This is a genomic window from Streptacidiphilus sp. PAMC 29251, assembly GCF_054208735.2.
The window spans coordinates 1,146,044-1,169,718 of record NZ_CM135725.2; the positions used below are offsets into that span (position 1 = coordinate 1,146,044).

Below are 23,675 nucleotides of genomic sequence, written 5' to 3' on the forward strand. Positions count from 1 at the left end.
CACCAGGATGGAGCGGGCGACCGCGACGAGTGCCTTCTTGTGCGGCATGTGCTTGACCAGGCGTCGGTAGCGGGCGCCGAGGAACGTGTCGGTCCGTGCCGCGGCTGCGGCGGCTTCGTCCAGGACTCCCTAGAGCCAGGGGTTGCCGTGCCCGGTGGGCCTCGATGTGTTCTTCCCGCCGGACTGGATCGTGCGGGGCGAGAGGTTGGCCCAGGAGACCAGGTGACCCGGGGTCGGGAAGACACTCATGTCCCATCCGATCTCGGCGAGGATGATCTGGGCGGTGACGGGTCCGATTCCGGGAACGGCGTCCAGGAGCACAACGACGTCGGGCAGGCCGCCGGGGAAGGCGGCGGCGTGCTGGGCGCGGGTCTGGGCAGTGGCGCAGGCGGGCCCGGGCGGTGGGCCGGTGTCGTGGGGCTCGCTGACGCGGTTCAGATGCCGCTCGATGCGGACGGTGAGCCCGTCGATCCGGGCGCTGAGGTGGTCCACGGTGTCCAGCAGCGTGGCGAGCCGGTCGGCGTGGTGGGCGGTGAAGTTGCCGGTGGGCGCGTCGACCAGAGCGTTGTGCTTGTTGCGCAGGCGGCCCTGGGCCAGGCCGGCCAGCGTCCGCGGGTGGTGTTCGCCTGCCACCAGCGCGTCCATGATGGCCCGCCCGGAGACTCCGGAGATGTCGGTGGCCACTGCCGAAAGCTTGATCTAGGCGTCTTCCAGGAGCTTCTCGGCGCGCTGCTTGACGCGGGCGCGGTCCTGGGCGAAGACGGTTCGGGCCCGGGTCAGGTCGCGCAGTTCCCGCACGGGACGCGGTGGGACGAAGGAGGGCCGCAGCATCCCCTTCTCGCGCGGTTCGGCCAGCCAGACCGCGTCGAGCCGGTCGGTCTTCGGCCGGCCCGGGACGTTCTTCACGTCGCGCGCGTTGACCAGCCAGCATTCCAGTCCACGCGACTCCCATATCTCCTCCCTCCAATACCCCTTCGGGATCTGGTCGATGGGCCGTCCGGGGAGCCGAGAGGGCACGCGAGAATCTGAGCGGCGTGCTCGAAGCAACAGTTCACAGCCCCTCGGACCGGCTCCCGCACCAGACTGTCCCCCGGGTTCGAGCCCCAAAGAGCAAACGGCTTCGACGGACGGCCCACGCCAATTTTCGGGCCTCCACAGGCGTCAGCACAGCGGATACAACAACTGTCCCGTAATCGGTGGTAGCTGTGGGTCATGGTGTGCGAGCCTGAGGCATGGACGACGTCAACTCGCTTGTCGGTGTGGTACTTTCGGGCCTGTCTGCTTCGATCGTCGAGAGTGTGGCCGACGAGGGAGACCTGACTCGGGTGGTGGCCAGCACGCGGGATGTTCCGGTTCCGTGTCCGGTGTGCGGGACACCGACGGGGCGGGTGCACGGGTTCCACGGCCGGACGGATGCTGCGGGCCGGGGTCCGACTCACCACCGAGCAGGCGTCGTTCGCGGTGCACGATGCGACGCCCTACCAGGACTGGGCCCAGATTGCAGATGTACGCCGAAGTGGTCAGCGGAAGGGCCGACCTGCCGCAACGAGCGGTAAGAACGTGGCGGATCCTCCTCCCCGGCATCGCCGTACCTGCCATCGTCATGCGCACCGAGGTCAACCCGGCCCGGACAATCAAACCCGGCGCCCAACGCCCGGCACCAAACCGACCAGCGGAGTGCAGATGACCACAGGGCTCCACCAACCGCACCCGCTGACCCGCCTGCGCCTGGCCGCAATCAACATCGACGGCGTACTGCTCAACGACACCTTCAGCCCGGTGATCCACCACTTCGTGGTCAGCCGGGGAGGCCAGTACACAGCCGACACCGAGCGAAGAATCTTTTCCCAGCCCCGGCATGTCGCAGGTGAGGAGCTCGCGCAGGCGGTGGGTGGAACCCTCACCGGGCGGGAAGCGCTGGCCGCCTACTTCGTGGAGCGCGCCGACTACCTTCGGACACACCCCGTCGAGTTCATGGACGGCGCGATCGACCTGGTCCAGCGGTTGCGCGGTCTGGGACTTGCCACGGTCTGCTACGGCGGATTGCCCCGTGCCCACTTCGACTCCTTCTTCGGTGAGTACTCGGCGCTGTTCGACGGCCCCGGATATGTCTGCACCAACGCCTTCCGCCCCGGTATTCACGAAATCGCCACCGATGTCTTCGAACTCCCCCACAGCCATTGCCTGTTCATTGACGACGTCGCCCGGGTGGCGGAGGCCGCCCGAACACTGGACGTACCCTTCATCGGTCACCCCAGCAGCTTCGAGCACAGCTTCCAGCCCGAGTTGATGCGCCGGGCCGGAGTCCGCTATCAGGTCGCATCACTGCATTCCATCGACGAGGCGATGCTGCGCGCGATCGATGCCGACGCCGCCCACGGCACCGTATGGGCGCCCAGAGCCGAGGACAGTCCCACCCATGAGGAGAGTTGAATGAGCAGCGGGGCACGTATGCTGAGTGGAAGAGTCGCAATGATCACGGGGGCCTCCAGCGGCATCGGTGCCGCCGCCGCTCGACTGTTCGCCGCCGAGGGCGCGGCGCTGGTGCTGATGGCCCGCCGCGAGGACCGGCTGCGCGCCGTCGCCGACGAGATAGCAGCGGCCGGAGGCCAGGCCCTCGCGGTGCCGGGTGACGTGGCGTCCTCGGCCGATGTCGAACACGCCGTCAGATCCGCAGTGGGGGCCTATGGCCGACTGGACGCGGCCTTCAACAACGCCGGCTGGGCCACGGCCGGGACAGCACTGCACGAGACTGCCGACACGGTCTTCGACCGCACCATGGAGGTCAACGTCAAGGGCGTGTGGAACTGCCTGCGGCACCAGATCCCGGTCATGCTCGCATCCGGCGGGGCAATCGTGAACACCTCCAGCGTCGCGGGCGTCCGGGCCACAGGCGCCTCGGCCGCCTATGTCGCAGCCAAGCACGCGGTGATCGGGCTGACCAAGGCCGCAGCGGCGGACTACGGGCAGCACGGCATCCGCGTCAACGCGCTGGTCGTCGGCAGCACCCGCACCGAGATAATGCAGGAAGTCCTCAAGGAAACCCCGGAGTTGGAAGAGATCTTCCTGTCCCACGCGATCCAGAAGCGAATGGCGGCGCCGACCGAAGTGGCCCAGGCGGCGGCCTGGCTGTGCAGCGACCTCTCCTCCTTCGTCACCGGCACTGCCATGGCCGTCGACGGCGGCGTGACCGCCGCCTAGTAGTCAGCAGGGCTCCTGGCACTGCGGCGGGCGCGGCAGCAGTGGCCCGACTGCGAGTTCGGCCCGGTCGTGATGGCGTACAAGTTCCATCTGCTGGACGGCGCCCTGGACCAGTGGGTGGCGCAGGCCTCGGCCCGGCACCGGGTGGAGATCCGGCTGCTGAGCCCCGCCGGAAGCACCCTGGCCTACGAGGTGAAGCTCGGCACAGAACGACCCGCGGTCCGCGACAACCCGGTCTACTCCTCGACCAAACAGCAGATCGGCGTGGACCTCCTAGCCCTGTTCGACCCGCAACCGCGGCCCGGCTCCGCCGCCGATCTGGAACGCAGAGGCTGGTCCACCACCACCCGCACCCCCCTTCGAATTCACCCACCAGTACGGACGCGGCCCGCGGCCCGAGCCCCACGACGCGCTGGCGAACAACCGATGGGTGTTCGCCGCCAAACCAACCGCCGGGCTGGGAGTCGATTCTGCGGCGGTCTGACCTCCGCGTGTCAGGGCACTCTGGCGCCGTCTCTCGCGGAACTTCCCGCGGAACTGCCCGCGGCACTGATCAGGGGCCGGCTCGCGCAAGGCGCCCAGGTCTGCGCCGAAGAGGCCTCCGAGGGCCTTGAGGGGATCGAGGTGCGGCCGGGCCCGGGCCTCGTACACCGGACCGCGGACCCCGGTCCCCGTGATCGTCCCCCCTGCCGCCGAGTGGTGGACGCCGATGGCAGCGTGACCCGGTGCGCCGGCGAACTGGACGGCGAAAGGCAGTTGCTGAGCCTTGGGGAGCCTGCCCGGATCAAAGCCGAACAACTTTTTTGGAATGCCGACCTCACGTTCTGCGCAGCCCGGTCGTTTACCTGGTGTGACCAAGCCACCATTCGAACAGATCGTGACCGACCACGGGCCCACGGTGCTCCGCGTCGTGCGGGCCGTGCTGGGTCCCAACGACGCGGAGGATGCCTGGTCCGAGACGTTTCTGGCGGCGATGAAGGCCTATTCGGACCTTCCGGCGGACGCCAACGTCAGGGCCTGGCTGGTGACGGTCGCGCACCGGAAGGCGATCGACGTCACCCGGGCCAACTTCCGGCGGCCCGCACCGGTCGAGCAGCTCCCCGAGCGCCCCAGCACGCTTGGAACGCCGCAGGACTGGGACGGCGACCTCTGGCAGGCCCTCAAGGCGCTGCCCGAGCGGCAGCGGCAGACCGTGGCGTACCACTACCTGGTCGGTCTGCCCTACCAGGAGATCGCCGACCTGACCGGCGGCAGCACCGAAGCCGCCCGCAGGGCGGCGGCCGACGGGATCAAGGCCCTGCGCAGCACATACCCAGGAGTGACCAACGAGAGAGGAGGGGCCCGACCATGACAACCGCATCCGACCCCACCAGCGGCGATCTGTTCGCGGCCCTGCCCTACGACGACGACGCGACGATGTCCCGGCTGCGCGCCCGCCTGGCGGCCCGGGCGCAGCAGCAGGGGATCCTCGACGTCGCCTACCGCACCCTGGACACCCCGGTGGGCTCGCTGCTGCTGGCCGCGACCGAGGAGGGCCTGGTCAGGGTCGCCTTCGCGGTCCAGGACCACCAGGCGGTGCTGCAGCATCTGTCCGGCACGGTCAGCCCGCGCATCCTGCACGCACCGGCCCGGCTCGACCAGGCCAGTCGGCAGATCGACGAGTACTTCGCCGGCCGACGCCGGGCCTTCGAGCTCCCGCTGGACTGGCGACTGTCCAAGGGCTTCCGCCTCGAGGTGCTGCGCCACCTCGCCGGGATCGGTTACGGAGGCACCGAGAGCTACGCCCAGGTCGCTCTCGCCGCGGGCAGCCCCCGGGCGGTCCGCGCGGTGGGTACCGCGTGCGCGACCAACCCGCTGCCGGTCATCGTGCCCTGCCACCGGGTGGTGCGCTCCGACGGCACGGCCGGGCAGTACGTCGGTGGTACCGACGCCAAGCACATCCTTCTCTCGCTGGAGGCAGCGGCATGACCACCATCACCGAACGGGCGGGCAGCGACAGCCTGGACGCCACGGAGACGCAGGACGTCTTCGCCCTGCGGATCGCCGGGGCGGACTGGACAGCCGTCACCGACGAGGTCAACGAGCACGGCTGCGCTCTGCTGCCGCAGCTGCTCACCCCGGCCGAGTGCGCGGAGATCGCCGCCCTCTACGAGCAGGCCGAGCTGTTCCGGGCCACCATCGACATGCGGCGCTACCGCTTCGGCAGCGGCGAGTACCGCTATTTCGACCGTCCCTTCCCGACCGCGGTCCAGCGGCTCCGGGAGGAGCTGTACCCACGGCTGCTGCCGATCGCCCGCGACTGGTACGCCAAGCTGGGCCGCGACGCCGAATGGCCCGACACGCTGGCGGAGTGGCTGGACGTGTGCCACCAGGCCGGACAGGTCCGGCCCACCCCGATCCTGCTGCGCTACGAGGCCGGCGACTGGAACGCGCTGCACCGCGACCTCTACGGCGAGAAGGTGTTTCCGCTGCAGGCTGTCATCAATCTCAGCTCACCCGGCGAGGATCACACCGGTGGCGAGTTCCTGCTCGTCGAACAGCGTCCCCGGGCCCAGTCGCGGGGCACCTCCGTCCTGGTCCCGCAGGGGCACGGGCTGGTGTTCACCACCCGCGACCGGCCGGTGCGGAACACCCGCGGCTGGTCCGCTGCCCCCGTTCGGCACGGGGTGTCCGTGGTCCGCACGGGTCGACGGCACACCCTCGGCCTCGTCCTGCACGACGCTGCCTGAGCCGAGCCGGACGGCAGCAGGGCAGGAGCGGTACTGGGCCGCGAAGGCGTGCGCCGCCCCCGATCACGCCCCCTGAGGAGGCATCATGAGCATCGCACGGGCCGGACAACGGTCCCCGCTGAGCCCGTACCCGGTTCCGTCTCCGCCTGCGGAGCCGCTGGCCGGGGCGGAGCAGGACGCGGTCCTCCGGCTGCTGGGCCAACTCCGTCCGCGTCCGGCCACCGTCGTGATCGGCACCGCCCGGGAGCCCGAGTGCCTGCGCACCGCCTGGCTGCTGGGCTCTCGCTGGCGGGACGAGGGCGGTGTCGTCCTGGACACGGTGACCTGGCCCGAGCACGCTGCCTCCTGGCTGCGGCAGGCCCATCGGTTCACCCGCTCGGAGCCGGACGCCTGGATCGTCAGCGGTCTGCTGCCCGGCTGGGTGCAGTTGGGCCGACGGCTGGCCCTCTCCACCGCCTGGGACCCCGCGCGCACGGTCGCCACCGCTTCCCTCGCGCACCAGGACCTCATCGTCCACGGCGGGGCAGGCACCTTCGACGGTCTGCGCGGCGCCCACCGCGACGGCGGCAGCTGGCAGATCGACGGCTCCCGGCTCGTGAACCACCCCCGTCCCGGAGCCACCCCCGTCCCAGACCGGACCCATCACGGACAGACGACATGATGCTTCCCCTGCCCACGCCGCCTCGCCGGCATCTCGCGGCCGGCGCCGTGCATGTGCCCGGCTGGCTGGATCCGTCCCAGCAAAGGAAGTTGGCCGCCTCCTGCCATGCCTGGGCGCTGGGCCCGGTGGCCGCCCGAGCGGCGACGCTGCCGGGCGGGCACCGGATGTCGGTGCGCACCGTGTGCCTGGGCTGGCACTGGCAGCCCTACCGCTACAGCCGCACCGCGGACGACGCCGGCGGCGGGCGGGTGGCGGAACTGCCGGACTGGCTTGCCGACCTGGGCCGCGCCGCCGTCGCCGACACCTGGCAGGACTCCGTCGCGGCCCAGGACTACCGGCCCGACATCGCGCTGATCAACTTCTATGACGACAGCGCGCGGATGGGCCTGCACCAGGACAAGGACGAGCGCAGCGATCAGCCCGTGGTCTCCTTCAGCATCGGTGATTCCTGCGTGTTCCGCTTCGGCAACCCGGACACCCGCACCAGGCCCTGGACCGACGTGGAACTCGCCTCCGGCGACCTCTTCGTCTTCGGCGGCGCCTCCCGCTTCTGCTATCACGGCGTGCCCAGGACCCTTCCGGGCACCGCTCCCGCCGACTGCGGGCAGCCGACCGGTCGGATCAACGTCACCCTGCGCCAGAGCGGCCTGACCTGACGCTCCGGCACCACCACACGAGACACGAATGGCAGTCACCATGCCCCCGGTACCTCATTCAGCGACCCCCCGAGCCGAACCCACGACCGACGGGGCGGTGTTGGGCGTGGATGGCCTGGCCAGGCCCCCGTGGGCGGCCACCGACCCGCTGCTGCGCGCCTACTACGACACCGAGTGGGGCATGCCGGTACGCTCCGAGCAGGGGCTGTACGAACGCATCAGCTTGGAGGCCTTCCAGGCCGGACTCTCCTGGGCCACCATCCTGCGCAAGCGCCCCGCCTTCCGCGCGGCCTTCGCCGGCTTCGACCCCGACCTGGTCGCGGCGTTCACCGAGGACGACATCGAGCGGCTGCTGGGCGACCCGGGCATCGTACGCAACCACCGGAAGGTACGCGCCGCCGTCACCAACGCCCGTGCCACCAGGGCCCTGCGCGACGCCGGCGGACTGGCCGACCTGGTCTGGTCGCACCGGCCCGACCGCACCCCGGAGCCTCGCACCTTCGCCGAGATCCCCACCCGTTCGCCGGAGTCGCTGGCCCTGTCCAAGGCGCTGCGCGGCAAGGGCTTCGTGTTCGTCGGGCCCACCACCATGTACGCCCTCATGGAGGCGATCGGCATGGTCGACACCCACCTGCTGGGCAGCCACCGCCGCGGCAGTTCCGGCGTCTGGACCTCCCGCTGACAGCGGTTGCCCGGGGCTGACCGGAACCCCGCTTGGCTCGATCCTTCAGCGGCTCTTGGCAGGGTGCAGCCATGACACAGAGTTGTCGCGAACGAAGGAGCGAGTCATGACGATCATGCCGCTGACCGGGAAGGCACTGCGCTTGGCGCGACTGTCCCGGAGAGGTGACGACCGCTACCTGTTCATCCCACTGGACCACTCCGTCTCCGACGGGCCGATCGTGAGTGCGGCGGGGTTCCCGGACCTGGTGTCGGCGATCGTGGGCGGAGGCGCGGACGCCATCGTGGTCCACAAGGGCAGGGCGCGGCTGATCCCGCCGGACCTCCTGGTCGACACCGGGCTCGTGGTCCACCTGAGTGCCAGTACCAGCGCGAGCCCTGACGCGGACGCCAAGGTCCTCGTCGGTGACGTCGAGGAGTGCGTGCGATTGGGCGCGGACGCCGTCAGCGTCCACGTCAACATCGGATCCGACACCGAGGCCGAGCAGTTGAGCGGGCTCGGGGCGGTGGCGGCGGCGTGCGAGCGGTTCGGCATGCCGCTGATCGCCATGATGTACCCGCGCGGGCCGCGGGTGGACGAGCCGCACCGCCCGGATCTCATCGCTCATGTGGTGAGCGTCGCCGCCGATCTGGGCGTCGACATCGTCAAGACGCTGTTGGCCTCGCCGTCGGAGCGGATGGCGGAGGTGGTCGCGGGATCCCCTCTGCCGATCATCGTCGCCGGCGGTGGCGGGTCCGAGGACAGCCTCTCGGCGTTCGCCCTGTCCGCGCTGTCGGCCGGCTGTGCCGGTGTGGCAGTGGGCCGCCGGGTCTTCAGCAGCCCTCCCCGCAGCAGGCGGTCGAGCAGCTGGCCGCGATCGTCCACGGCCGCGGGCTCGCAGACAAGTCCGTCCCCTATCACGAACTGGCAGGAGCCCTGTGAAATTCGCCTGGATCGACATGCGTACCGTCCCCGCCGAATACCGCGAGGCGGTCATCGACGCCGCCATCCACGCCCGGGTGGACGGAATCGTCGACAGTGACCCCGAGACGCTGGCCATCCTGCCGGGGACGGTCAAGCGCATCCTGTTCGGCGCCGACCGGCCGCAGAGCCAGGACGCTGACGGACCGTCCGACGACCTGATCGTGCTGCACGAGGTGGCCGGCCAGGACGCGCTGAACCGCTTGAGGGCCCGGCACCTGTCGGGGGCCAAGGAGATCGCGGCACTGGTGAACGTGACCGACGACCCCACGCTCAGCCTGGCCTGCGAGACCGCGATCGCACTGCCCTACACGGTGGTGCAGTTCAAGGACCCGACGAAGATCCCGCTGGAGATCGTGATCGCGGCCGCCGACCACGCCCCGGGCCAACTGATCTGCCAGGCCGACGACCTGGAGGAGGCCAAGGTCATCATCGACGTTCTGGAGAAGGGGTCGGAGGGCATTCTGTTCGCCCCCAAGGACGCCAACGACGTGTTCGAGCTGGTGGAACTGCTCCGGGTGAAGACCCCGGACCTCAACCTGACCACGCTGACCGTCCAGTCGATCCAGCACCTGGGGCTGGGCGACCGGGTGTGCATCGACACCTGCACCCACTTCGAGAAGGACGAGGGCATGCTGATCGGCTCGTACGCACACGGGTTCATCCTGTGTGTGAGCGAGACGCACCCGCTGCCCTACATGCCGACCCGGCCGTTCCGGATCAAACGCCGGAGCGCTGCACTCCTATGTGTTCGGGCAGGACAACCGGACCAACTACCTCAGTGAGTTGAAGGCCGGCAGCGCGGTGCTCGCGGTGGGGGCCGACGGCCGGACCCGCCGGATCGTGGTGGGCCGGATCAAACTGGAGTCGCGTCCGCTGCTCAGCATCAAGGCGACCTCGCCCGAGGGCGTCGAGGTGAACCTGATCGTGCAGGACGACTGGCATGTGCGGGTGCTCGGCCCCGGTGCGAGCGTGCTGAACGTGACGGAACTGAAGCACGGCGACCAGGTGCTCGGCCATGTCGCCACCGACAAGCGCCATGTCGGCTGGCCCGTGGGCGAGTTCTGCGTGGAGAAGTAGCAGGAGAAGAAGTGGGGGAAGCAAGCCCGCACACGCCGGTCCGGGGCCGCGCCGCAGCAGTACCGGCGGGGCGGCCCCGGACCGGCGGGGACAGTTCGACCCGGAGGGACGATGAACGACGACGGCTGGTGGGGCGAGGGACTGCTCGCCGCCGGTGCCCCGGAGGCGGCGTGGGCGCACTGCACGGACACGATGGACTTCGGAGCGCTGCGTGAGCAGACGGCCCGGCTGGCCCGGATCCTGACGTCCTACGGAATCCGCCCTGGCTCGACGGTGGCGCTGCACGGTTCGCCGAGTTTCACCCACCTTTGGTCGGTCTTCGCGCTGTGGTCACTGGGTGCACAGGTGATCCTGCTGGAGCCGTCGCTGAGCCTCGCGGAGCGCGAGGCGCTGCTGCGACTGAGCTCCCCGCAGTTCGTGCTGACGCTCGGGCAACTGAGGCGCGACGAGGAGCTCTTCGTATCGGAGTGCGAAGTGCTGGTGCGGCGCCGGCCCGACGGCCGGTCCGCGCGGACCGACCACTGCCTGGTGCAGTTCTCGTCGGGAACCACCGGACGCCCCAAGGCGGTGGGCCGCACACCGGGTTCGCTGATGACCGAGGTGGCCCGGCTCGGCACGCTGGCGCTGATGCCGCGGGCCGGGGAGCGAGTCGCGGTACTGGAGCCGGTGGCGCACTCGTTCGCGCTGATCGGCGGGGTGCTGCACGCCCTGGCGGTCGGGGCGACGCTGGTGTTCCCGGCGTGCGGGGAGCGCGACGCGGTGGTCGAGGCGGTGACCGGCGCCCAGGTCGTCCTGGGCCGGCCCCGTCACTTCGGCATGCTCGTACAGGCCCCGGCCGGGTTGCGGCTGCCGTCGCTGCGGCTGGCGGTCTCCGGCGGCGACGTGCTGGCCGGCGAGACCTCGGGCGCGTTCGCCCGGCGGTACGGGGTGCTGGTGGGCCAGGCCTATGGCACCACCGAGACCGGCCTGGTGGCCGCCGACCTGGCGGGCGGCCGCGGGCCGCACACGCTGGGGGTACCGATGCCGGGAGTGCGCACCCGGACGGTCGGCGGGGCGCTGCAGGTGCTCATGCCCTCCTGGCCGTACCCGTACGAGACCGCACCGTCCAGAACGACGGCGGACGGGTTCTGGTTGGAGACGCACGATCTGGTGACGCGTGATCCGGCGACCGGGGTGCTGAGCCTGCGCGGCCGGGCCGGTCGGACCCGGGCGGGCGCGGATCTGCTGGACATCGAGGCAGTGCTGCGGGCTCACCGGCATGTCACCGACGCGGTGGTGCTGGGGCCCGACCCGGTGGAGGCGCATGTGTCCGGCACCGAGGAACTGCGGTCGGCCGACCTCTCGGCCTGGTGCGAGCGGTTCCTTGACACCACGTCGGCGCCTCGACGGTTCCATGTGGTGCCCGAGCTGGCGCGGTCGGCCAGCGGGAAGCTGCTCCGGGACCGGGCCCGGCTGGCCGAACGCGGCTGGGCTCCCCCGCCGGTCGCGGTCGGTAACCGCCCGAAGGCCCGGGGCCGGTAACCGCCCGAAGGCCCGGGGCCGGTCCGCGGTGGTTCGCGGACCGGCCCCGGGCCTCTCTGTGGACACCCCCCAGTCAGCTCCAGAGTCGGTTGCGCTGCTCGCGCAGGCCGTGGAAGGAGTCGAGGTCCGGTACGGTCCAGCCGTCCAGGTCGTACTCCTCCAAGCACTTCTCGGCGAAGCCGCGGTACTGGTCGAGCTGGCCGCTGGCCTCCTGTGCCTGCACGATGTCGGTGCGGATCTGCTCGTGGTTGCCGGAGTAGTTCCGCTCGTAGAGCTCGTGCCGGCCGCCGAACTCGGAGCCGACCGCGTCCCACAGCAGCTTCATCAGCTTGACCCGGCTGACCGAGTCGTAACCGTTGGAGCCGCGGACGTACTTGTCGAGATAGGGGCGGATCTCGGGGTTGGCGAAGTCCTCGGCGCTGGAGTTGATGTAGATCAGGCCGCTGGCGACGTCCTGCTGGATGATCTCCTTGATCCGCGGATAGCCGATGGTCATGAACCAGCGGTAGGCCATGCCGTAGTCCAGCCGTGGCAGCAGGGCGCCGTTCTTCCAGTCCTGCGGGTTGCGGGCTGAGGCGTCGCTGAGTGCCCAGAACATGTTGCGCCAGGCGAGCACCTCGCCGACCCGGGCCTGGATGCCGCGGAAGTCCTTGCTGCCGGTCATGTCGACGGCCTTGAGAAGCAGGCCGGCAATGAAGTCGATCTTCACGGCCAGTCGGATCGAGCCGTGGAAGGTGAGCCGCTCCAGGAACCCGGACTGCGGGGCGAAGGCGTTGACCTTGTCCACGTCGCCGTACAGGAAGACGTTCTCCCAGGGGATGAGCACCTTGTCCATCACGAAGATGGTGTCGTTCTCGTCCAGGCGACTGGACAGCGGGTAGTCGAAGGGACTCCCCATCACGGCGGCCGCAGCCGCGTAGGAGGGCCGGCAGATCAGCTTCAGGCCGGGCGAGCCCATCGGGACGGTGGCCACCAGGGCGAACTTCCGGTCGCGCAGCGGCAGGCCGTAGTGGGAGATGAAGTTGTAGTGGGTGATGGCCGAGCCGGTGGCCACCACCTTCGCACCGGAGACGATCAGCCCGTTGTCGGTCTCCTTCTCCACGTGCACGAAGACGTCCTGGACCTGCTCGGTGGGCAGGTGGCGGTCGACCGGGGGGTGGATGATGGCGTGGTTCCAGAACAGCACCTTCTCCTGGGACTCCTGGTACCAGCGGCGGGCGTTGGCCTGGTACGGGTCGTAGAAGTCGCTGTTGGCGCCGAGGGTGCCGAGGAAGGCGGCCTTGTAGTCGGGGCTGCGGCCCATCCAGCCGTAGGTCATCCTGGCCCACTCGGCGATCGCCTCGCGGTCCCCGACCAGATCCTGGACGCTGTGCGGGGTGCGGAAGAACTTGTGCGTGTAGCCGTCGCTGCCGGTGTCGGTGCGGGTCGTGAGCACCGCCTGCTTGGCCGGATCGTGCAGGGGCGTTGTAGAGGCGTGCGGTCATCAGCGCGGAGTTGCGGAAGGCGGGGTGGGCGGTGACGTCCTTGACGCGTTCGCCGTAGAGGAACACCTCGCGGTCGTCCTTCAGGCTCTCCAGGTACTCGTCACCGGTGAGCGGGCGGGTCACCCGGGGCGGCGGGCCCTGCGGCGCGGCGGCTTCATTCGTTGGCGTCATGTCCTGTTCCTTGTCCGGTCGGTGACCTGTTTGTCGTCGGCGGCCGTCAGGGCCCGGTGGTGGAACTTCCTCGTGCGCCGCCGCATCATCCGCGGCCGGTCAGCGCAGCGGAGTCCGCTGCCCAGCCGTGCGAGGGCCCGTCCAGAGAGGTGGTCCAGGCGGCGTCGCCCCAAGGTCGGCGGAACTCGCCCAGCGCCCCCGAGTGGAACACCAGCGGCTCCCCGCCGGGGGCGTCGAAGCGCACCACCTGCCCGACGTGGAGCACATGGTCGCCGCCGTCGTAGGAGGCCCAGGGGGTGCAGCTGAAGTGCGCCACGGCACCGACCAGCCGCGGTGCGGCGGCGTCGCCCTCCCAGCGGACGTCGGGAGCAGCGTCCGCCGCGCGGCCGGCAAAGAGCAGGGCCAGGTCGCGCTGACGGGTACTCAGCACACTGACGCCGAAGGGAGCGCCGTACAGCCGGGTGCAGCTGCGGCTGCGACGGTCCAGGGCGACCAGGACCAGTGGGGGGTCCAGCGACACCGAGGTGAACGAGCTCACCGTGGCACCGTGGACGGCGTCGGCGTCGGTGGTGGTGACCACCGTGACGCCCGAGGCGAACTGACCCAGGCAGTCCCGCAGCGCGCGCTGTTCGGGATTCATGGACTCCTCCTGTGCCGGTCCTTTTCAGGCCAATTGAAAAATCATTCTTCCAGTTGCCGCTGAAGAAACGGTCCAGGGATATACGTGCCTAATTCCACTTGACGGGAACCGGTTTTGCGTTCTAGTTTTCCGTTGCGGAAGCACCCCCGGACTCCTATCGAATCCTGCCGGTTATCGCAGGTCAAACGAGCGTGAGGGATAGATTATGCGTCTCCAGGTAGATGTGAGCGAGGCCATGCAGGACTACGTGGCGAGCATTTCGCTGCGGGAGTCCGACCTGTTGCAGGAATTGCGGATCCTGACCTCGGAACTCCCGCTCTCGCTCATGCAGATCTCGCCCGAGCAGGGACAGTTCATTTCCCTGCTGGTCAAGGCGATCGGCGCGAAGCGGGCCCTCGAGGTCGGGGTGTTCACCGGCTACAGCATGCTGGCGACCGCGCTGGCGCTGCCGGCCGACGGCCGGCTGACCGCGCTGGACATCAGCGAGGAGTGGACCGACATCGCCCGTGACTTCGCCGTGCGGGCCGGTGTGGCCGACCGGATCGACCTACGGATCGGTGACGCCCGGCAGTCGCTGGAGGTCCTGCTGCGCGAGGAGGGCGCGGTCGGTTCCTTCGACTTCGTCTTCATCGACGCCGACAAGGAGAACTACACGGCCTACTACGAGGCGGCGCTGGAACTGCTGCGCCCCGGCGGCCTGGTCCTGGTGGACAACGTGCTGTGGCACGGGGCGGTGCTGGACCAGAGCAAGCAGGATTCCGAGACGGTCGCGCTGCGGGCTTTCAACGCCAGGGTGCGCGAGGACAAGCGGGTGGACCTGAGCATCCTGCCGTTCGCCGACGGCCTGACCTTCGCGCTCAAGCTCTGAGCAGGCCGCACCACCCCGGCCCGGCCGTTGCGGCCGGGCCCTCCATCCGTCAGTGACCCTGGGGTCCAAGGTTCCAAGAAGGTAGAAACATGGCAGACAACCACGCCGGGATGATCCGGCGTCGCTTCCTGGCGGGCGCCGGAGTCGTTGCCGGCGCCGCCGTCGTCGGGCTGGACGGCAATGCCTTCGCCGCCGACGCGGTGGCCCCCAGCCCATCCACGGGCACCGTGGACCCGACCATCGGCCCGGTCTCGGTGACCTCCGCCGACCAGCAGTACCCGGACCTGGTGCGGGCGTTGAACGCCCGCTATGTGGCAAGCCCGGATTCGGTGCAGGTGGTCGACTCGCCCGCCCAGGTGGCCCCGATCCTGCTGGCGGCGGTCAAGGCCGGCAAGCGGCTGACGATCCGCAGCGGCAACCACTGCCTGGAGGACTTCGTCTTCAACTCCTCCACCCAGGTGGTGCTGGACGTGTCCCAGATGAACGGCGTCTACTACCACCCGCCGCTGAACGCGATCGCGGTGGAGTCCGGCGCCACCCTGCTGGACGTCTACACCACCCTGTACTCCGCCTGGGGCGTCACCATCCCCGGCGGCATCTGCTACTCGGTCGGCGTGGGCGGGCATGTGGCCGGCGGCGGCTGGGGCATGCTGGTGCGCCGCAACGGGCTGGTCATCGACCACCTGTACGCGGTCGAGGTGGTCACCGTGAACGCGGACGGCACGGTCCGGACGGTCACCGCGACCAGGGAGGCCAACGACCCCAACCGTGAGCTCTGGTGGGCCCACACCGGCGGTGGCGGCGGTAACTTCGGCGTGGTCACCCGCTACTTCTTCCGCTCGCCCGGGGCGACCGGAACCGACCCGCGCCAACTGCTGCCCAAGCCGCCGGCCGAGGTGCTGTTCTGCGCCGTGTCCTGGGCCTGGAGCGACCTGACCGAGGCGGAGTTCCTGCAACTGGTCCACAACTACTCGTCCTGGCACGTGGCCAACATCAGCCCGACCAGCCCGACCCGCTTCCTGACCAGCTTCCTGCTGCTGAACCACGCGTCCAACGGCCAGATCGGCCTGGTCGCCCAGGTCGACGCGACAGCGCCGAACGCCCAGCAGATGCTGGACGACTACCTGACCTACATGAACCAGGGCGTGGCCACCCAGCAAGGTGCGCTGACCGAGCCGATGGGCGACCTGGCGCCGATGCCACAGTTCGCCTCGGCCGTCCGGATGCCGTGGCTTCAGGCCACCCGCTACGCCGGAACCACGAACCCGCAGCTCAACGACCCGACGCTGCGTGCGGACTACAAGTCGGCGTACATGAAGGTGGCCTTCCCGACCACCCTGGCGCAGGTGCTGTACAAGCACCTCACCCGCACCGACATCGACAACCCGAAAATCAACATCCAGCTGACGCCCTACGGCGGCCTGGCCAACGCGGTCGCCGAGGGCGACACCGCCTCGGTGCACCGCAGCGCCGCCTTCAAGATGCTCTGGTCGGTGCTCTGGAACGACCCGGCCGACGACGCCACGTACATAGCGTGGACCCGGCAGAGCTACGAGGAGGCCTTCGCCGGCACCGGCGGCGTCCCGGTCCCCAACACCGTCACCGACGGCTGCTACATCAACTACCCGGACTCCGACCTCAACGACCCGGCGCACAACACCTCGACGGTGCCGTGGCACGACCTCTACTACAAGGGCAACTACCCACGGCTGCAGCGGGTGAAGCTGGCGTACGACCCGCGCAACTTCTTCCGCCACACCCAGTCCGTGCAACCGCCCACCACCGCGGGGAGTCGGCCGTGACGACCGAGGGAGCAGGGGGCGGCATCGGACGTATCCGCAGACGGGACCTCATCGCCGGAGGCGCGGCGGCCGGTGGGGCCGTCCTGCTCACCGGCACCGGGCTGACCAGGGCGGCAGCCGCCGCCCCCACCGCTGCCGGGGGCGGTACGACCGCGCCGGAGCCGATCACCACGGTCACTTCGGCCGACAAGCGCTACCAGGACCTGGTCCGGGGCTGGAACCAGCGCTGGACCGCGGCGCCCGACGCGATCTTCCTCGCGGAGACCACCGCGCAGGTCCAGCAGGTGGTGCAGCGGGCGGTGCGCGCCGGCAAGCGGCTGACCGTGCGCGGTGGTGGACACTGCTGGGAGGACTGGGTCTTCAACGCGGACGTCCGGTTCATCCTCGACATGACGAAGATGAACCAGGTCTACTACGACGCCGCGATGAACGCGATCTGCGTCGAGTCCGGGGCCCAGCTGCTGAACGTCTACGAGCGGATGTACCGCACCTGGGGTGTGGTGGTGCCGGCCGGGATGTGCTTCCAGGTCGGCGCGGGCGGCCACGTCAGCGGCGGCGGCTGGGGGCTGCTGTGCCGTCAGCTGGGCCTGGTGGTGGACCACCTGTACGCCGTCGAGGTGGTGTCGGTGGACGCCGACGGCACCGCCAGGACCCGGGTGGCCACCAGGGACGCGGACGACCCCGACCGCGAGCTGTGGTGGGCGCACACCGGCGGCGGCGGCGGCAACTTCGGCGTGGTCACCAGGTTCTGGTTCCGTTCCCCGAACGCCGCCGGGACCGACCCGGCCGGGCTGCTGCCGCAGCCGCCCGCCGAGGTCCTGCTCAGCGCTGTGGCCTGGCCGTGGGCGGAGCTGACCAGGGAGCGGTTCGCACTGCTGGTGGGCAACTACGGGGCCTGGCACGAACGCAACCTGCGCTCGGGCACGCCGAACGACAACCTGGTGAGCATGCTGGCGCTGAACCACAAGTCCAACGGCTACGTCGGGCTGGTCACCCAGGTGGACGCGACGGTCCCGGGCGCGCAGCAGTTGCTGGACGGATTCCTGGCCGAGATGACAGCCGGACTGGATGTGGCGCACCAGCCGCTGAGCACGCACATGGGCGAGCTGTCGGCGATGCCGGAACTGGTCGCGCCGCGGCGGATGCCGTGGCTGCAGGCGGCCCGCTACATGGGGACCACCAACCCCACCCTGAACGACCCGAGCCTGAAGGGGGACTTCAAGTCCGCGTACTACCGCACGGCCATGCCGGCCGCGCACGTGGACACCTTCTACACCCAGCTGACCAGGGACGACCTGTCCAACACCACCGCGTCGGTGCTGTTGAGCTCCTTCGGCGGACAGATCAACTCGGTCGCGCCGAACGCCACCGCCTCGGCGCACCGCGGGGCCGCGTACAAGGCAGCTTGGATGATCTGGTGGATCGACCCGGCCGACGAGGCGATCTCGCTGAGCTGGCTGCGGGAGTTCTACCACGGGGTGTACGCCGCGACCGGCGGCGTCCCGGTGCCCGACGCGGTGACCGACGGCTGCTACGTCAACTACCCGGACATCGACCTGAGCGACCCGGTGTACAACACCTCGCGGGTGCCCTGGTCCACGCTGTACTACAAGGACAACTACCCCAGGCTGCAGCAGGTCAAAAAGACGTACGACCCGCGCGACGTCTTCCGACACAGCCAGTCCGTCCAGCTACCGGCGTCATGACGACCGAGCACGGGACCGCGTACGACCCCCCGCGGTTCGCCGGGGGGCGTACGGCCGTGCGGAGCCGGGGCGAGGGTGGCAAAGGAAGCGGGAACGGGTGGCCCGCGGTGCTGGCAGTGGCGCTGGGGTCGTTCACGCTGGTGCTGTCGGAACTGCTGCCGGTCGGGGCGTTGAGCCAGATCGGCGCCAGTCTGCGGATCTCGACCGGAACGACCGGACTGCTGGTGGTGGTGCCGGGACTGGCGGCCGCGCTGGCCGCCCCGCTGCTGACGGTGGCGTCCGGGAGGCTGGACCGGCGGCGGGTGCTGTGGACGCTGGCCGCGCTGACCGCGGTCGCCGACGCGGTGTGCGCGCTGGCACAGGACCTGGCGGTGATGCTCGCCGGGCGGGTGCTGCTGGGGCTGGCGCTGGGCGGGTTCTGGTCGGTGGGGGCGGCGGTCGCGCCCCGGCTGGTCGGACCCGGCTCCGCCCACCGGGCGGCGTCGCTGGTCACCGCCGGGATCTCGCTCGGTACGGTGGCGAGCCTGCCGCTGGCGGCGCTGGCCGCGCAGCAGGCCGACTGGCGGGCCGCGTTCTGGGCAGCGGCGTTGCTGGCACTGCTGGCGCTGGCCGCCCAGCTGCGCCTGCTGCCGGTGTTGCCGGCCGTTGCGGCGACCGGTGCCTGGGCGCTGTTGGCGGCGCTGAGGCGGCCGGCCGCGCGGGCCGGGCTGGCGACGACCACGTGCGTGTTCCTGGGCCACTTCTTCGCCTACACCTATGTCGGTCCCTATCTGGAGCGGCAGGCGCAGCTGGGTACCGGGGCGGTGGCCGGGCTGCTGCTCGGGTACGGGGCGGCCGGCGTCGCCGGGAACTTCCTGGCCGGGCTGACTCTGGCCCGCTCGGTGCGCGGCACGATCGGCGCTGCGGCGGCGGGGCTGGCTGTGGCAGTGGCGCTGCTGCCGCTGTGCACGCATGCTCCGCTGCTGGTCGGCGCACTGTTGCTGGTGTGGGGCGCGGCGTTCGGGGCGCTGCCGCTGGCGCTCCAGACCGCCATGGCGCAGGCGGTGCCGGCGGCCCCGGAGAGCGGCCTGGCCGTGTTCGTGACAGTCGTTCAGGTGTCGCTGGCCACCGGATCGCTGCTGGGCGGGCTGACCGTGGACCGGTACGGGATCTCCGCGAGCCTGCTGACGGGGGCCGTGCTGGCGGCGGCCGCCGTGCTGGCGGTACTCGCCCTGCCGGTGGGCCGCAGATCGAGAGGTACGCAGCAGGAACCGGTGCTGTGAGGCGGCACCGAATCAGGTGGACCCGGGACACATCAACGGCTCGCCGGACAGCCGGTCGAGCATTCCCCTTGGAGGAGACATGGCAGTCCGCACCGGAGAGGTCTACTACAACCCGCGCTGCAAGGAGCGGATCGTCATCCGTACACCTGCCGCGCAGACCGGCGGCGAGCGTGCGGTGATGGACCTGTACGTGGAGCCGGGAGGCTTCGCCGCCGGGTACCACACGCACCCGTTCAGCCAGGAGATCTTCCACCTGGTGCGCGGTAACATCCGGGTGCACGTGGGTGGACGGGACGTCATCCTGGACCAGCCCGGGCAGACCGTGGCGGTGCCGGCCGGCACCGTGCACCGCTGGTTCGGCAACACCCGGGACGAGACCTCGTTCGCGGTGGTGGAACTGGTCAACCTGGCAGATCGTTTCGAGAAGTTGATCCTGCGTCAGCTGTTCGGCCTGGCCCAGGACGGCAAGACGGACGCCGAGGGCCGGCCTGGCCGACTGCAGCATGCGATCACCATGCGGGAGTTCTCCGACGTGCTGCGCTTCACCGACCGGCCCTGGCCGGTGCAGCGGCTCAGCAACGGCGCGCTGGCGCCGCTGGCCCGGCTGCTGGGCTACCGGGCCTGCAACCCCGAGTACCTGGAGCGGGGGCCGTCGGAGCTGGCCGCGCTGGAGGAACTGCCGGACGTGGTGGTGGAGCAGCTCGGCCGGGCGGCCGACCGGGTCTGAGCACATGAGGAAGGACCCCGGCAGCCGAGGCTGCCGGGGTCCTTCCTCATGTGCTCTGGTTGCGCCAGGGGGTGAGGAGCTCTTGGTCAGAAGCTCTTGAGGAAGCCGGCGTCGACGGCGAAGTCGGCGCCGGTGGTGCTCGCCGAACGGGGCGACGCGAGCAGCAGTACCGCGTCGGCCACCTCCTGCGGGGCGATGAGCCGACCGGTGACCTGGCCCATCATCTGCGGGGCGATGCTGTCCATGACGCTGTCGCGGTCGGCACCGGCCATGCCGGCGATGATGTCGGCCGCGCCGCCCTCCTCGGTCCACCAGGCGGTGAGCACCGCTCCCGGGGACACGGTGTTGACCCGGATGCCCTGCGCGCCGAACTCCTCGGACAGCGCCTTGGTGAGGTTGGAGAGGCCGGCCTTGGCAGCGCCGTACTCGACGTTGACCGGTGCGGGCTGGCGGGCCATTCCGGTGGAGATGTTGATGATCGAGCCGCCGCCGCGCTCCAGCATCTTGGGGATGGCGGCACGGATCGCACGGACGGCCGAGAACAGGTTGAAGTCGAAGATGGCCTGCCACTGGCTGTCGCTGCTGTCGAAGAAGCCGGTGCGCGGCATGGAGACGCCGGGGGGCGGGCCGCCCGCGTTGTTGACCAGGATGTCGAGCCCGCCGAAGTGCTCCACCGCCCGGGCGATGACCCGGGCCGGGGCCTCGGGGTCGGTCAGGTCGGCCGACACGTGCAGAAGTTCGGGACCGCGAGCTTGTCCAGCTCGGGGGTGCTGTTGCGGGAGACCGCGACGACCCGGGCGCCCTCTTCGAGCAGCGAGCGGGTGACGGCCAGGCCGATGCCCTTGGAGGCGCCGGTGACGACCGCGACGCGACCGGAAAGCTGGAGGTCCATGAGTGTCCTTCTCCATGACTTGAAACGGGCCCTCACCCGGACAGGCGAGGAAGAGCGTGTCGTTCGCTCTCATGTTGTTGAACACCGCCGCCCGCCGACGGGTTGCAGGGCCGCGGCGGTGCAACCTGCGACCGGAGCACGGGGTTCTGACCCCCGACAGCCCCGCAGCCCCTTGCCGGCCCCCAAGGAGTCCCGTATGCACTCCCCCGCGCCACGTCCGCCCCGCTCCGTGCTGGTGCTGCTCTCGCTGGCCCCGCTGCTGGCCAACGCCGACGCCGGGCTGGTGGTGCTCGCCCTGCCCGACATTCGACAGGATCTGTCGATGGGCCTGGCCGGGGCGCACTGGGTGATCAATGTCTATGTCCTCCTGGTCGGCGGACTGCAGCTGCTGGGCGGGCGGCTGTGCGACCGGGCCGGGGCACGTCGGCTGTTCCTGTGGTCGTTGGCGGCGTTCGCGGCGGCATCGGCGGGGTGCGGGCTGGCGCCGAGCGGGCCGGTGCTGCTGCTCGCGCGGGCCGGGCAGGCGATGGCGGTCGCGGTGCTGGTGCCTGCGGCCATGTGCATCCTGCTGGTCGCGGTGCCGGGGAGCGCCGAGCGCCGGCGTGCGTTGGCGCTCTGGGCGGCCTGCGGGGGCATCGGGTCGATCGTCGGGGTGCTGGCCGGTGGGCTGGCGGTCACCGTCCTTGACTGGCGCTGGGCGTTCCTGCTGAACGTGCCGCTGGCGCTGGCCGGGGTCGTGGTGGGGTGGCGGCTCTGTCCGGACGACACGACGCGCCCCCGCGACGCCACGTTGGACGTGCCGGGGGCGCTGCTGCTGGTCGGGTCGCTCGGGGGGCTGGTGTACGGGCTGGTCGGCACCGCCGGGCACGGTACCGGGCCGCACACCTGGGCCGTGCTCGGTATCGCGGCGGCCCTGGGCGGGCTGCTGTGGTGGCGTCAGACACATGTGGTGGAACCGCTGTTGCCAACCGCGCTGCTCCGGGACAGGTCACTGGTCGCCGGTGCCGTCGGCATCGGGCTCATCGCGGCGGCGACCAGCCCGGTGGTGTTCGTCTGCAGCATGTACTTGCAGCAGGTGCACGGGTACAGCGCCTGCCTGACGGGGTGTGCGCTGCTGCCGGTGGTGGGTGGGGTGATCCTGGTGGGCCGGTGGGCCACCAGGCTGCTGGGCCGGCTGGGGCCTCGCCTGCCTTGTCTGGTGGGCTGTGCGCTGACCGGCTCCGGACTGTTGCTGCTGACCCGGCTGCAACCCGACTCGCCGTACCTGAGCGGGCTGCTGCCGGGGCTGACACTGGTCGGGGCGGGACTGCCTTTCCTGTGGATGGCCTGCGAGCTCGCCGCAGTGTCGGGGGTGAGCAGGCTGGACACGGGGGCGGCGGCCGGGGTGGTCCAGTGCGCCGGCCAGATAGGTGCGGCACTCGGGCTGGCCCTGGCGGTGACGGTGTGCGGCACGGCCGGTCCTGCGGCCACCAGCGGCCCGGTGGACCCGGCGGCGCTGACGGTGGGGGCGACCCGGGCCTTCTGGGCCTGTGCGGGGCTGATCCTCTGTGCCGCGCTCACCGCCCGGTTCGGCCTGCGCGCAGTACGTCCGGTGCGGTCGGAGCCAGTGCAGTCGGAGCCGGTGCGGGCCGGCTACGCGCCGAGCAGCAGCGGGCGAGCCTCGGACCAGCCGGAGTCTCCGGTGCTGCTGGTGCGCGGCTGACCGGGCGCCGGGCGCGGGCGCCGGGAGACCACGTCCAGCGACTGCGGCTCGCTGGTCGCGGGCGGTTCCAGGCGCGGGTGGCCGGCCAGCATGTCGGTGATCAGCCGGTGCAGGCTGTGGTTGGGCGACTCTCCCAACTCCTCGCGCAGAGTGCGGCGGAGCCGGTGGAAGGCGACCAGGGCGTCGGCCTGGCGACCGGAGCGGTAGAGGGCGAGCATCAGCCGCCCAGTGAGTTCTTCGTTGATGGGGTCCTGGTGGACCAGCGCGCACAGTTCGGCCAGCAGCCGGTGGTGCCGGCCCAGCCGCAGCTCGGCGTCGACCCGCTGCACCAGCGCGTACCGGTAGTCGTGCTCCAGGGTGGCCAGCGCGGCGCACAGCAGCGGACCGGTGGGCGCGTCGATCAGGCCCTGGCCGTTCCACATGGCGTGCGCGGCGCGGATCTGACCGGCCCCGGCGCGGAGCTCGCCGCGGTCCAGGGCCAGCAGCCCGGACCGGACCTGGCGTTCATAGGCGTGCAGGTCGAGTTCGTGTTCCCGGACTTCCAGCAGGTAGCCGCGCTCGCAGGTGGTCAGCCGTCCCGCGGCGACCGGGGGCGGGCCGTCGTGCAGGATGCGCCGCAGTTGCATGACGTAGGTGTGCACGGCGGCCACTGCGCGGGGCGGCGCGTTGTACTCCCACAGCTCCTCGGTCAGCTGCGCCATCGACACCACATGGTTGGCGTTCATCAGCAGAAGGGCCAGCATCTGCCGGTGCTTGGGCGCGCTGGGCGTTCTGTCGCGGCCGTTTTCGGTGACGGACATGGGCCCGAGTATGGAGAATTTCATTACCCCTCCACGGATATGCATCCCGATCAGGAACTCCCCGACCGTAGTCACAGTCGGCCGTTTTGCGCAGAGACCCGGAGCCACTTTGGCAACTGCCGCGCGATGCG

General features: G+C 70.5%; 22 protein-coding genes and 3 pseudogenes. 18 read left to right on the top strand and 7 right to left on the bottom strand.

The window, feature by feature from the left end; genetic code table 11:
• Positions 1-129 precede the first annotated feature (129 nt).
• Both ACXKR8_RS05390 and ACXKR8_RS05395 read right to left on the bottom strand, forming a co-directional pair.
• The gene (locus tag ACXKR8_RS05390; protein ID WP_458271733.1) at positions 130-684 is read right to left on the bottom strand and encodes a transposase; all 555 of its coding nucleotides are present in this window, start codon (positions 682-684) and stop codon (positions 130-132) included.
• Positions 685-699: 15 nt separating this feature from the next.
• A complete protein-coding gene (locus ACXKR8_RS05395) occupies positions 700-1,017 on the bottom strand; it encodes an IS110 family transposase (RefSeq protein WP_458271734.1) in 318 nt (105 codons plus the stop codon).
• 215 nt (positions 1,018-1,232) lie between these two features.
• On the opposite strand from ACXKR8_RS05395, the pseudogene ACXKR8_RS05400 reads away from it, so the two are divergent.
• The 12 genes and pseudogenes from ACXKR8_RS05400 to ACXKR8_RS05455 form a co-directional block, all read left to right on the top strand.
• A pseudogene (locus tag ACXKR8_RS05400) lies at positions 1,233-1,409 on the top strand (ISL3 family transposase); the annotation flags it as partial.
• A gap of 274 nt (positions 1,410-1,683) precedes the next feature.
• Positions 1,684-2,433: an HAD family hydrolase gene (locus tag ACXKR8_RS05405; protein ID WP_458274907.1), complete on the top strand. Its 750-nt coding sequence runs from the start codon at positions 1,684-1,686 to the stop codon at positions 2,431-2,433.
• Positions 2,434-3,201, top strand: coding sequence for an SDR family NAD(P)-dependent oxidoreductase (locus tag ACXKR8_RS05410; RefSeq protein ID WP_458271735.1), 768 nt, complete (start codon positions 2,434-2,436; stop codon positions 3,199-3,201).
• Positions 3,202-4,051: 850 nt separating this feature from the next.
• On the top strand, positions 4,052-4,552 hold the full coding sequence (locus ACXKR8_RS05415; protein ID WP_458271736.1) for an RNA polymerase sigma factor: 501 nt from the start codon (positions 4,052-4,054) through the stop codon (positions 4,550-4,552).
• A complete protein-coding gene (locus ACXKR8_RS05420; protein WP_458271737.1) occupies positions 4,549-5,169 on the top strand; it encodes a methylated-DNA--[protein]-cysteine S-methyltransferase in 621 nt (206 codons plus the stop codon). The genes ACXKR8_RS05415 and ACXKR8_RS05420 overlap by 4 nt, the downstream gene beginning before the upstream one ends.
• Positions 5,166-5,930 (top strand): 2OG-Fe(II) oxygenase, encoded by a 765-nt coding sequence (locus tag ACXKR8_RS05425; RefSeq protein WP_458271738.1) that lies wholly within the window; start codon positions 5,166-5,168, stop codon positions 5,928-5,930. Before ACXKR8_RS05420 ends, ACXKR8_RS05425 begins: the two co-directional genes overlap by 4 nt.
• Positions 5,931-6,015: 85 nt before the next feature.
• The gene (locus tag ACXKR8_RS05430) at positions 6,016-6,591 is read left to right on the top strand and encodes a hypothetical protein (RefSeq protein WP_458271739.1); all 576 of its coding nucleotides are present in this window, start codon (positions 6,016-6,018) and stop codon (positions 6,589-6,591) included.
• On the top strand, positions 6,591-7,247 hold the full coding sequence (locus tag ACXKR8_RS05435; RefSeq protein ID WP_458274908.1) for an alpha-ketoglutarate-dependent dioxygenase AlkB family protein: 657 nt from the start codon (positions 6,591-6,593) through the stop codon (positions 7,245-7,247). The genes ACXKR8_RS05430 and ACXKR8_RS05435 overlap by 1 nt, the downstream gene beginning before the upstream one ends.
• 40 nt (positions 7,248-7,287) lie before the next feature.
• Positions 7,288-7,929 (top strand): DNA-3-methyladenine glycosylase I, encoded by a 642-nt coding sequence (locus tag ACXKR8_RS05440; RefSeq protein WP_458271740.1) that lies wholly within the window; start codon positions 7,288-7,290, stop codon positions 7,927-7,929.
• Between the two features lie 106 nt (positions 7,930-8,035).
• Positions 8,036-8,950, top strand: a complete 915-nt coding sequence (locus ACXKR8_RS05445) for a 2-amino-3,7-dideoxy-D-threo-hept-6-ulosonate synthase (protein WP_462100342.1) — start codon at positions 8,036-8,038, stop codon at positions 8,948-8,950.
• A pseudogene (locus ACXKR8_RS05450) lies at positions 8,868-9,969 on the top strand (3-dehydroquinate synthase II family protein). Before ACXKR8_RS05445 ends, ACXKR8_RS05450 begins: the two are co-directional and overlap by 83 nt.
• Before the next feature lie 111 nt (positions 9,970-10,080).
• Positions 10,081-11,490 carry a class I adenylate-forming enzyme family protein gene (locus ACXKR8_RS05455; protein ID WP_458271743.1) on the top strand — a complete coding sequence of 470 codons (1,410 nt, stop codon included), beginning with the start codon at positions 10,081-10,083 and terminating at the stop codon, positions 11,488-11,490.
• Between the two features lie 73 nt (positions 11,491-11,563).
• On the opposite strand, the pseudogene ACXKR8_RS05460 reads toward ACXKR8_RS05455, so the two are convergent.
• A pseudogene (locus tag ACXKR8_RS05460) lies at positions 11,564-13,145 on the bottom strand (4-hydroxyphenylacetate 3-hydroxylase family protein).
• An 85-nt stretch (positions 13,146-13,230) separates the two neighbouring features.
• Positions 13,231-13,785 (bottom strand): flavin reductase family protein, encoded by a 555-nt coding sequence (locus ACXKR8_RS05465; protein WP_458271745.1) that lies wholly within the window; start codon positions 13,783-13,785, stop codon positions 13,231-13,233.
• Between the two features lie 205 nt (positions 13,786-13,990).
• On the opposite strand from ACXKR8_RS05465, the gene ACXKR8_RS05470 reads away from it, so the two are divergent.
• The 5 genes from ACXKR8_RS05470 (at position 13,991) to ACXKR8_RS05490 (ending at position 20,150) form a co-directional block, all read left to right on the top strand.
• Complete coding sequence (locus ACXKR8_RS05470; RefSeq protein WP_458271746.1) at positions 13,991-14,653, top strand: class I SAM-dependent methyltransferase; 663 nt, start codon at positions 13,991-13,993, stop codon at positions 14,651-14,653.
• Between the two features lie 89 nt (positions 14,654-14,742).
• Positions 14,743-16,455, top strand: coding sequence for an FAD-binding oxidoreductase (locus ACXKR8_RS05475; RefSeq protein ID WP_458271747.1), 1,713 nt, complete (start codon positions 14,743-14,745; stop codon positions 16,453-16,455).
• Entirely contained in the window at positions 16,452-18,161 is a 1,710-nt protein-coding gene (locus ACXKR8_RS05480) for an FAD-dependent oxidoreductase (protein ID WP_458271748.1), read from the top strand. Before ACXKR8_RS05475 ends, ACXKR8_RS05480 begins: the two co-directional genes overlap by 4 nt.
• Positions 18,162-18,277: 116 nt before the next feature.
• Complete coding sequence (locus ACXKR8_RS05485; RefSeq protein ID WP_462100343.1) at positions 18,278-19,423, top strand: MFS transporter; 1,146 nt, start codon at positions 18,278-18,280, stop codon at positions 19,421-19,423.
• 79 nt (positions 19,424-19,502) lie between these two features.
• On the top strand, positions 19,503-20,150 hold the full coding sequence (locus tag ACXKR8_RS05490) for a cupin domain-containing protein (protein WP_458271750.1): 648 nt from the start codon (positions 19,503-19,505) through the stop codon (positions 20,148-20,150).
• An 86-nt stretch (positions 20,151-20,236) separates the two neighbouring features.
• Here the strand turns inward: ACXKR8_RS05490 and ACXKR8_RS05495 are convergent, their stop codons facing one another.
• Both ACXKR8_RS05495 and ACXKR8_RS05500 read right to left on the bottom strand, forming a co-directional pair.
• Entirely contained in the window at positions 20,237-20,878 is a 642-nt protein-coding gene (locus ACXKR8_RS05495; protein ID WP_462100344.1) for an SDR family NAD(P)-dependent oxidoreductase, read from the bottom strand.
• On the bottom strand, positions 20,863-21,042 hold the full coding sequence (locus ACXKR8_RS05500) for an SDR family NAD(P)-dependent oxidoreductase (protein ID WP_462100345.1): 180 nt from the start codon (positions 21,040-21,042) through the stop codon (positions 20,863-20,865). The genes ACXKR8_RS05495 and ACXKR8_RS05500 overlap by 16 nt, the downstream gene beginning before the upstream one ends.
• Before the next feature lie 196 nt (positions 21,043-21,238).
• Between ACXKR8_RS05500 and ACXKR8_RS05505 the strand changes: the two genes are divergently transcribed.
• Positions 21,239-22,744 (top strand): MFS transporter, encoded by a 1,506-nt coding sequence (locus tag ACXKR8_RS05505; protein WP_458271752.1) that lies wholly within the window; start codon positions 21,239-21,241, stop codon positions 22,742-22,744.
• Here the strand turns inward: ACXKR8_RS05505 and ACXKR8_RS05510 are convergent.
• Positions 22,675-23,544 carry an AfsR/SARP family transcriptional regulator gene (locus ACXKR8_RS05510; protein WP_458271753.1) on the bottom strand — a complete coding sequence of 290 codons (870 nt, stop codon included), beginning with the start codon at positions 23,542-23,544 and terminating at the stop codon, positions 22,675-22,677. The two genes, ACXKR8_RS05505 and ACXKR8_RS05510, sit on opposite strands and share 70 nt — an antisense overlap.
• Positions 23,545-23,675: the final 131 nt, after the last annotated feature.

What these genes read in the sequence shown, in the direction of transcription:
- ACXKR8_RS05435 (WP_458274908.1), top strand. Translation starts at nt 6,591, where the DNA reads ATGCTTCCCCTGCCCACGCCGCCTCGCCGGCATCTCGCGGCCGGCGCC.
- ACXKR8_RS05420 (WP_458271737.1), top strand. Translation starts at nt 4,549, where the DNA reads ATGACAACCGCATCCGACCCCACCAGCGGCGATCTGTTCGCGGCCCTG.
- ACXKR8_RS05465 (WP_458271745.1), bottom strand. Translation starts at nt 13,785, where the DNA reads ATGAATCCCGAACAGCGCGCGCTGCGGGACTGCCTGGGTCAGTTCGCC.
- ACXKR8_RS05500 (WP_462100345.1), bottom strand. Translation starts at nt 21,042, where the DNA reads ATGGACCTCCAGCTTTCCGGTCGCGTCGCGGTCGTCACCGGCGCCTCC.
- ACXKR8_RS05410 (WP_458271735.1), top strand. Translation starts at nt 2,434, where the DNA reads ATGAGCAGCGGGGCACGTATGCTGAGTGGAAGAGTCGCAATGATCACG.
- ACXKR8_RS05405 (WP_458274907.1), top strand. Translation starts at nt 1,684, where the DNA reads ATGACCACAGGGCTCCACCAACCGCACCCGCTGACCCGCCTGCGCCTG.
- ACXKR8_RS05505 (WP_458271752.1), top strand. Translation starts at nt 21,239, where the DNA reads ATGCACTCCCCCGCGCCACGTCCGCCCCGCTCCGTGCTGGTGCTGCTC.
- ACXKR8_RS05440 (WP_458271740.1), top strand. Translation starts at nt 7,288, where the DNA reads ATGCCCCCGGTACCTCATTCAGCGACCCCCCGAGCCGAACCCACGACC.
- ACXKR8_RS05490 (WP_458271750.1), top strand. Translation starts at nt 19,503, where the DNA reads ATGGCAGTCCGCACCGGAGAGGTCTACTACAACCCGCGCTGCAAGGAG.
- ACXKR8_RS05455 (WP_458271743.1), top strand. Translation starts at nt 10,081, where the DNA reads ATGAACGACGACGGCTGGTGGGGCGAGGGACTGCTCGCCGCCGGTGCC.
- ACXKR8_RS05430 (WP_458271739.1), top strand. Translation starts at nt 6,016, where the DNA reads ATGAGCATCGCACGGGCCGGACAACGGTCCCCGCTGAGCCCGTACCCG.
- ACXKR8_RS05470 (WP_458271746.1), top strand. Translation starts at nt 13,991, where the DNA reads ATGCGTCTCCAGGTAGATGTGAGCGAGGCCATGCAGGACTACGTGGCG.
- ACXKR8_RS05510 (WP_458271753.1), bottom strand. Translation starts at nt 23,544, where the DNA reads ATGTCCGTCACCGAAAACGGCCGCGACAGAACGCCCAGCGCGCCCAAG.
- ACXKR8_RS05475 (WP_458271747.1), top strand. Translation starts at nt 14,743, where the DNA reads ATGGCAGACAACCACGCCGGGATGATCCGGCGTCGCTTCCTGGCGGGC.
- ACXKR8_RS05425 (WP_458271738.1), top strand. Translation starts at nt 5,166, where the DNA reads ATGACCACCATCACCGAACGGGCGGGCAGCGACAGCCTGGACGCCACG.
- ACXKR8_RS05445 (WP_462100342.1), top strand. Translation starts at nt 8,036, where the DNA reads ATGACGATCATGCCGCTGACCGGGAAGGCACTGCGCTTGGCGCGACTG.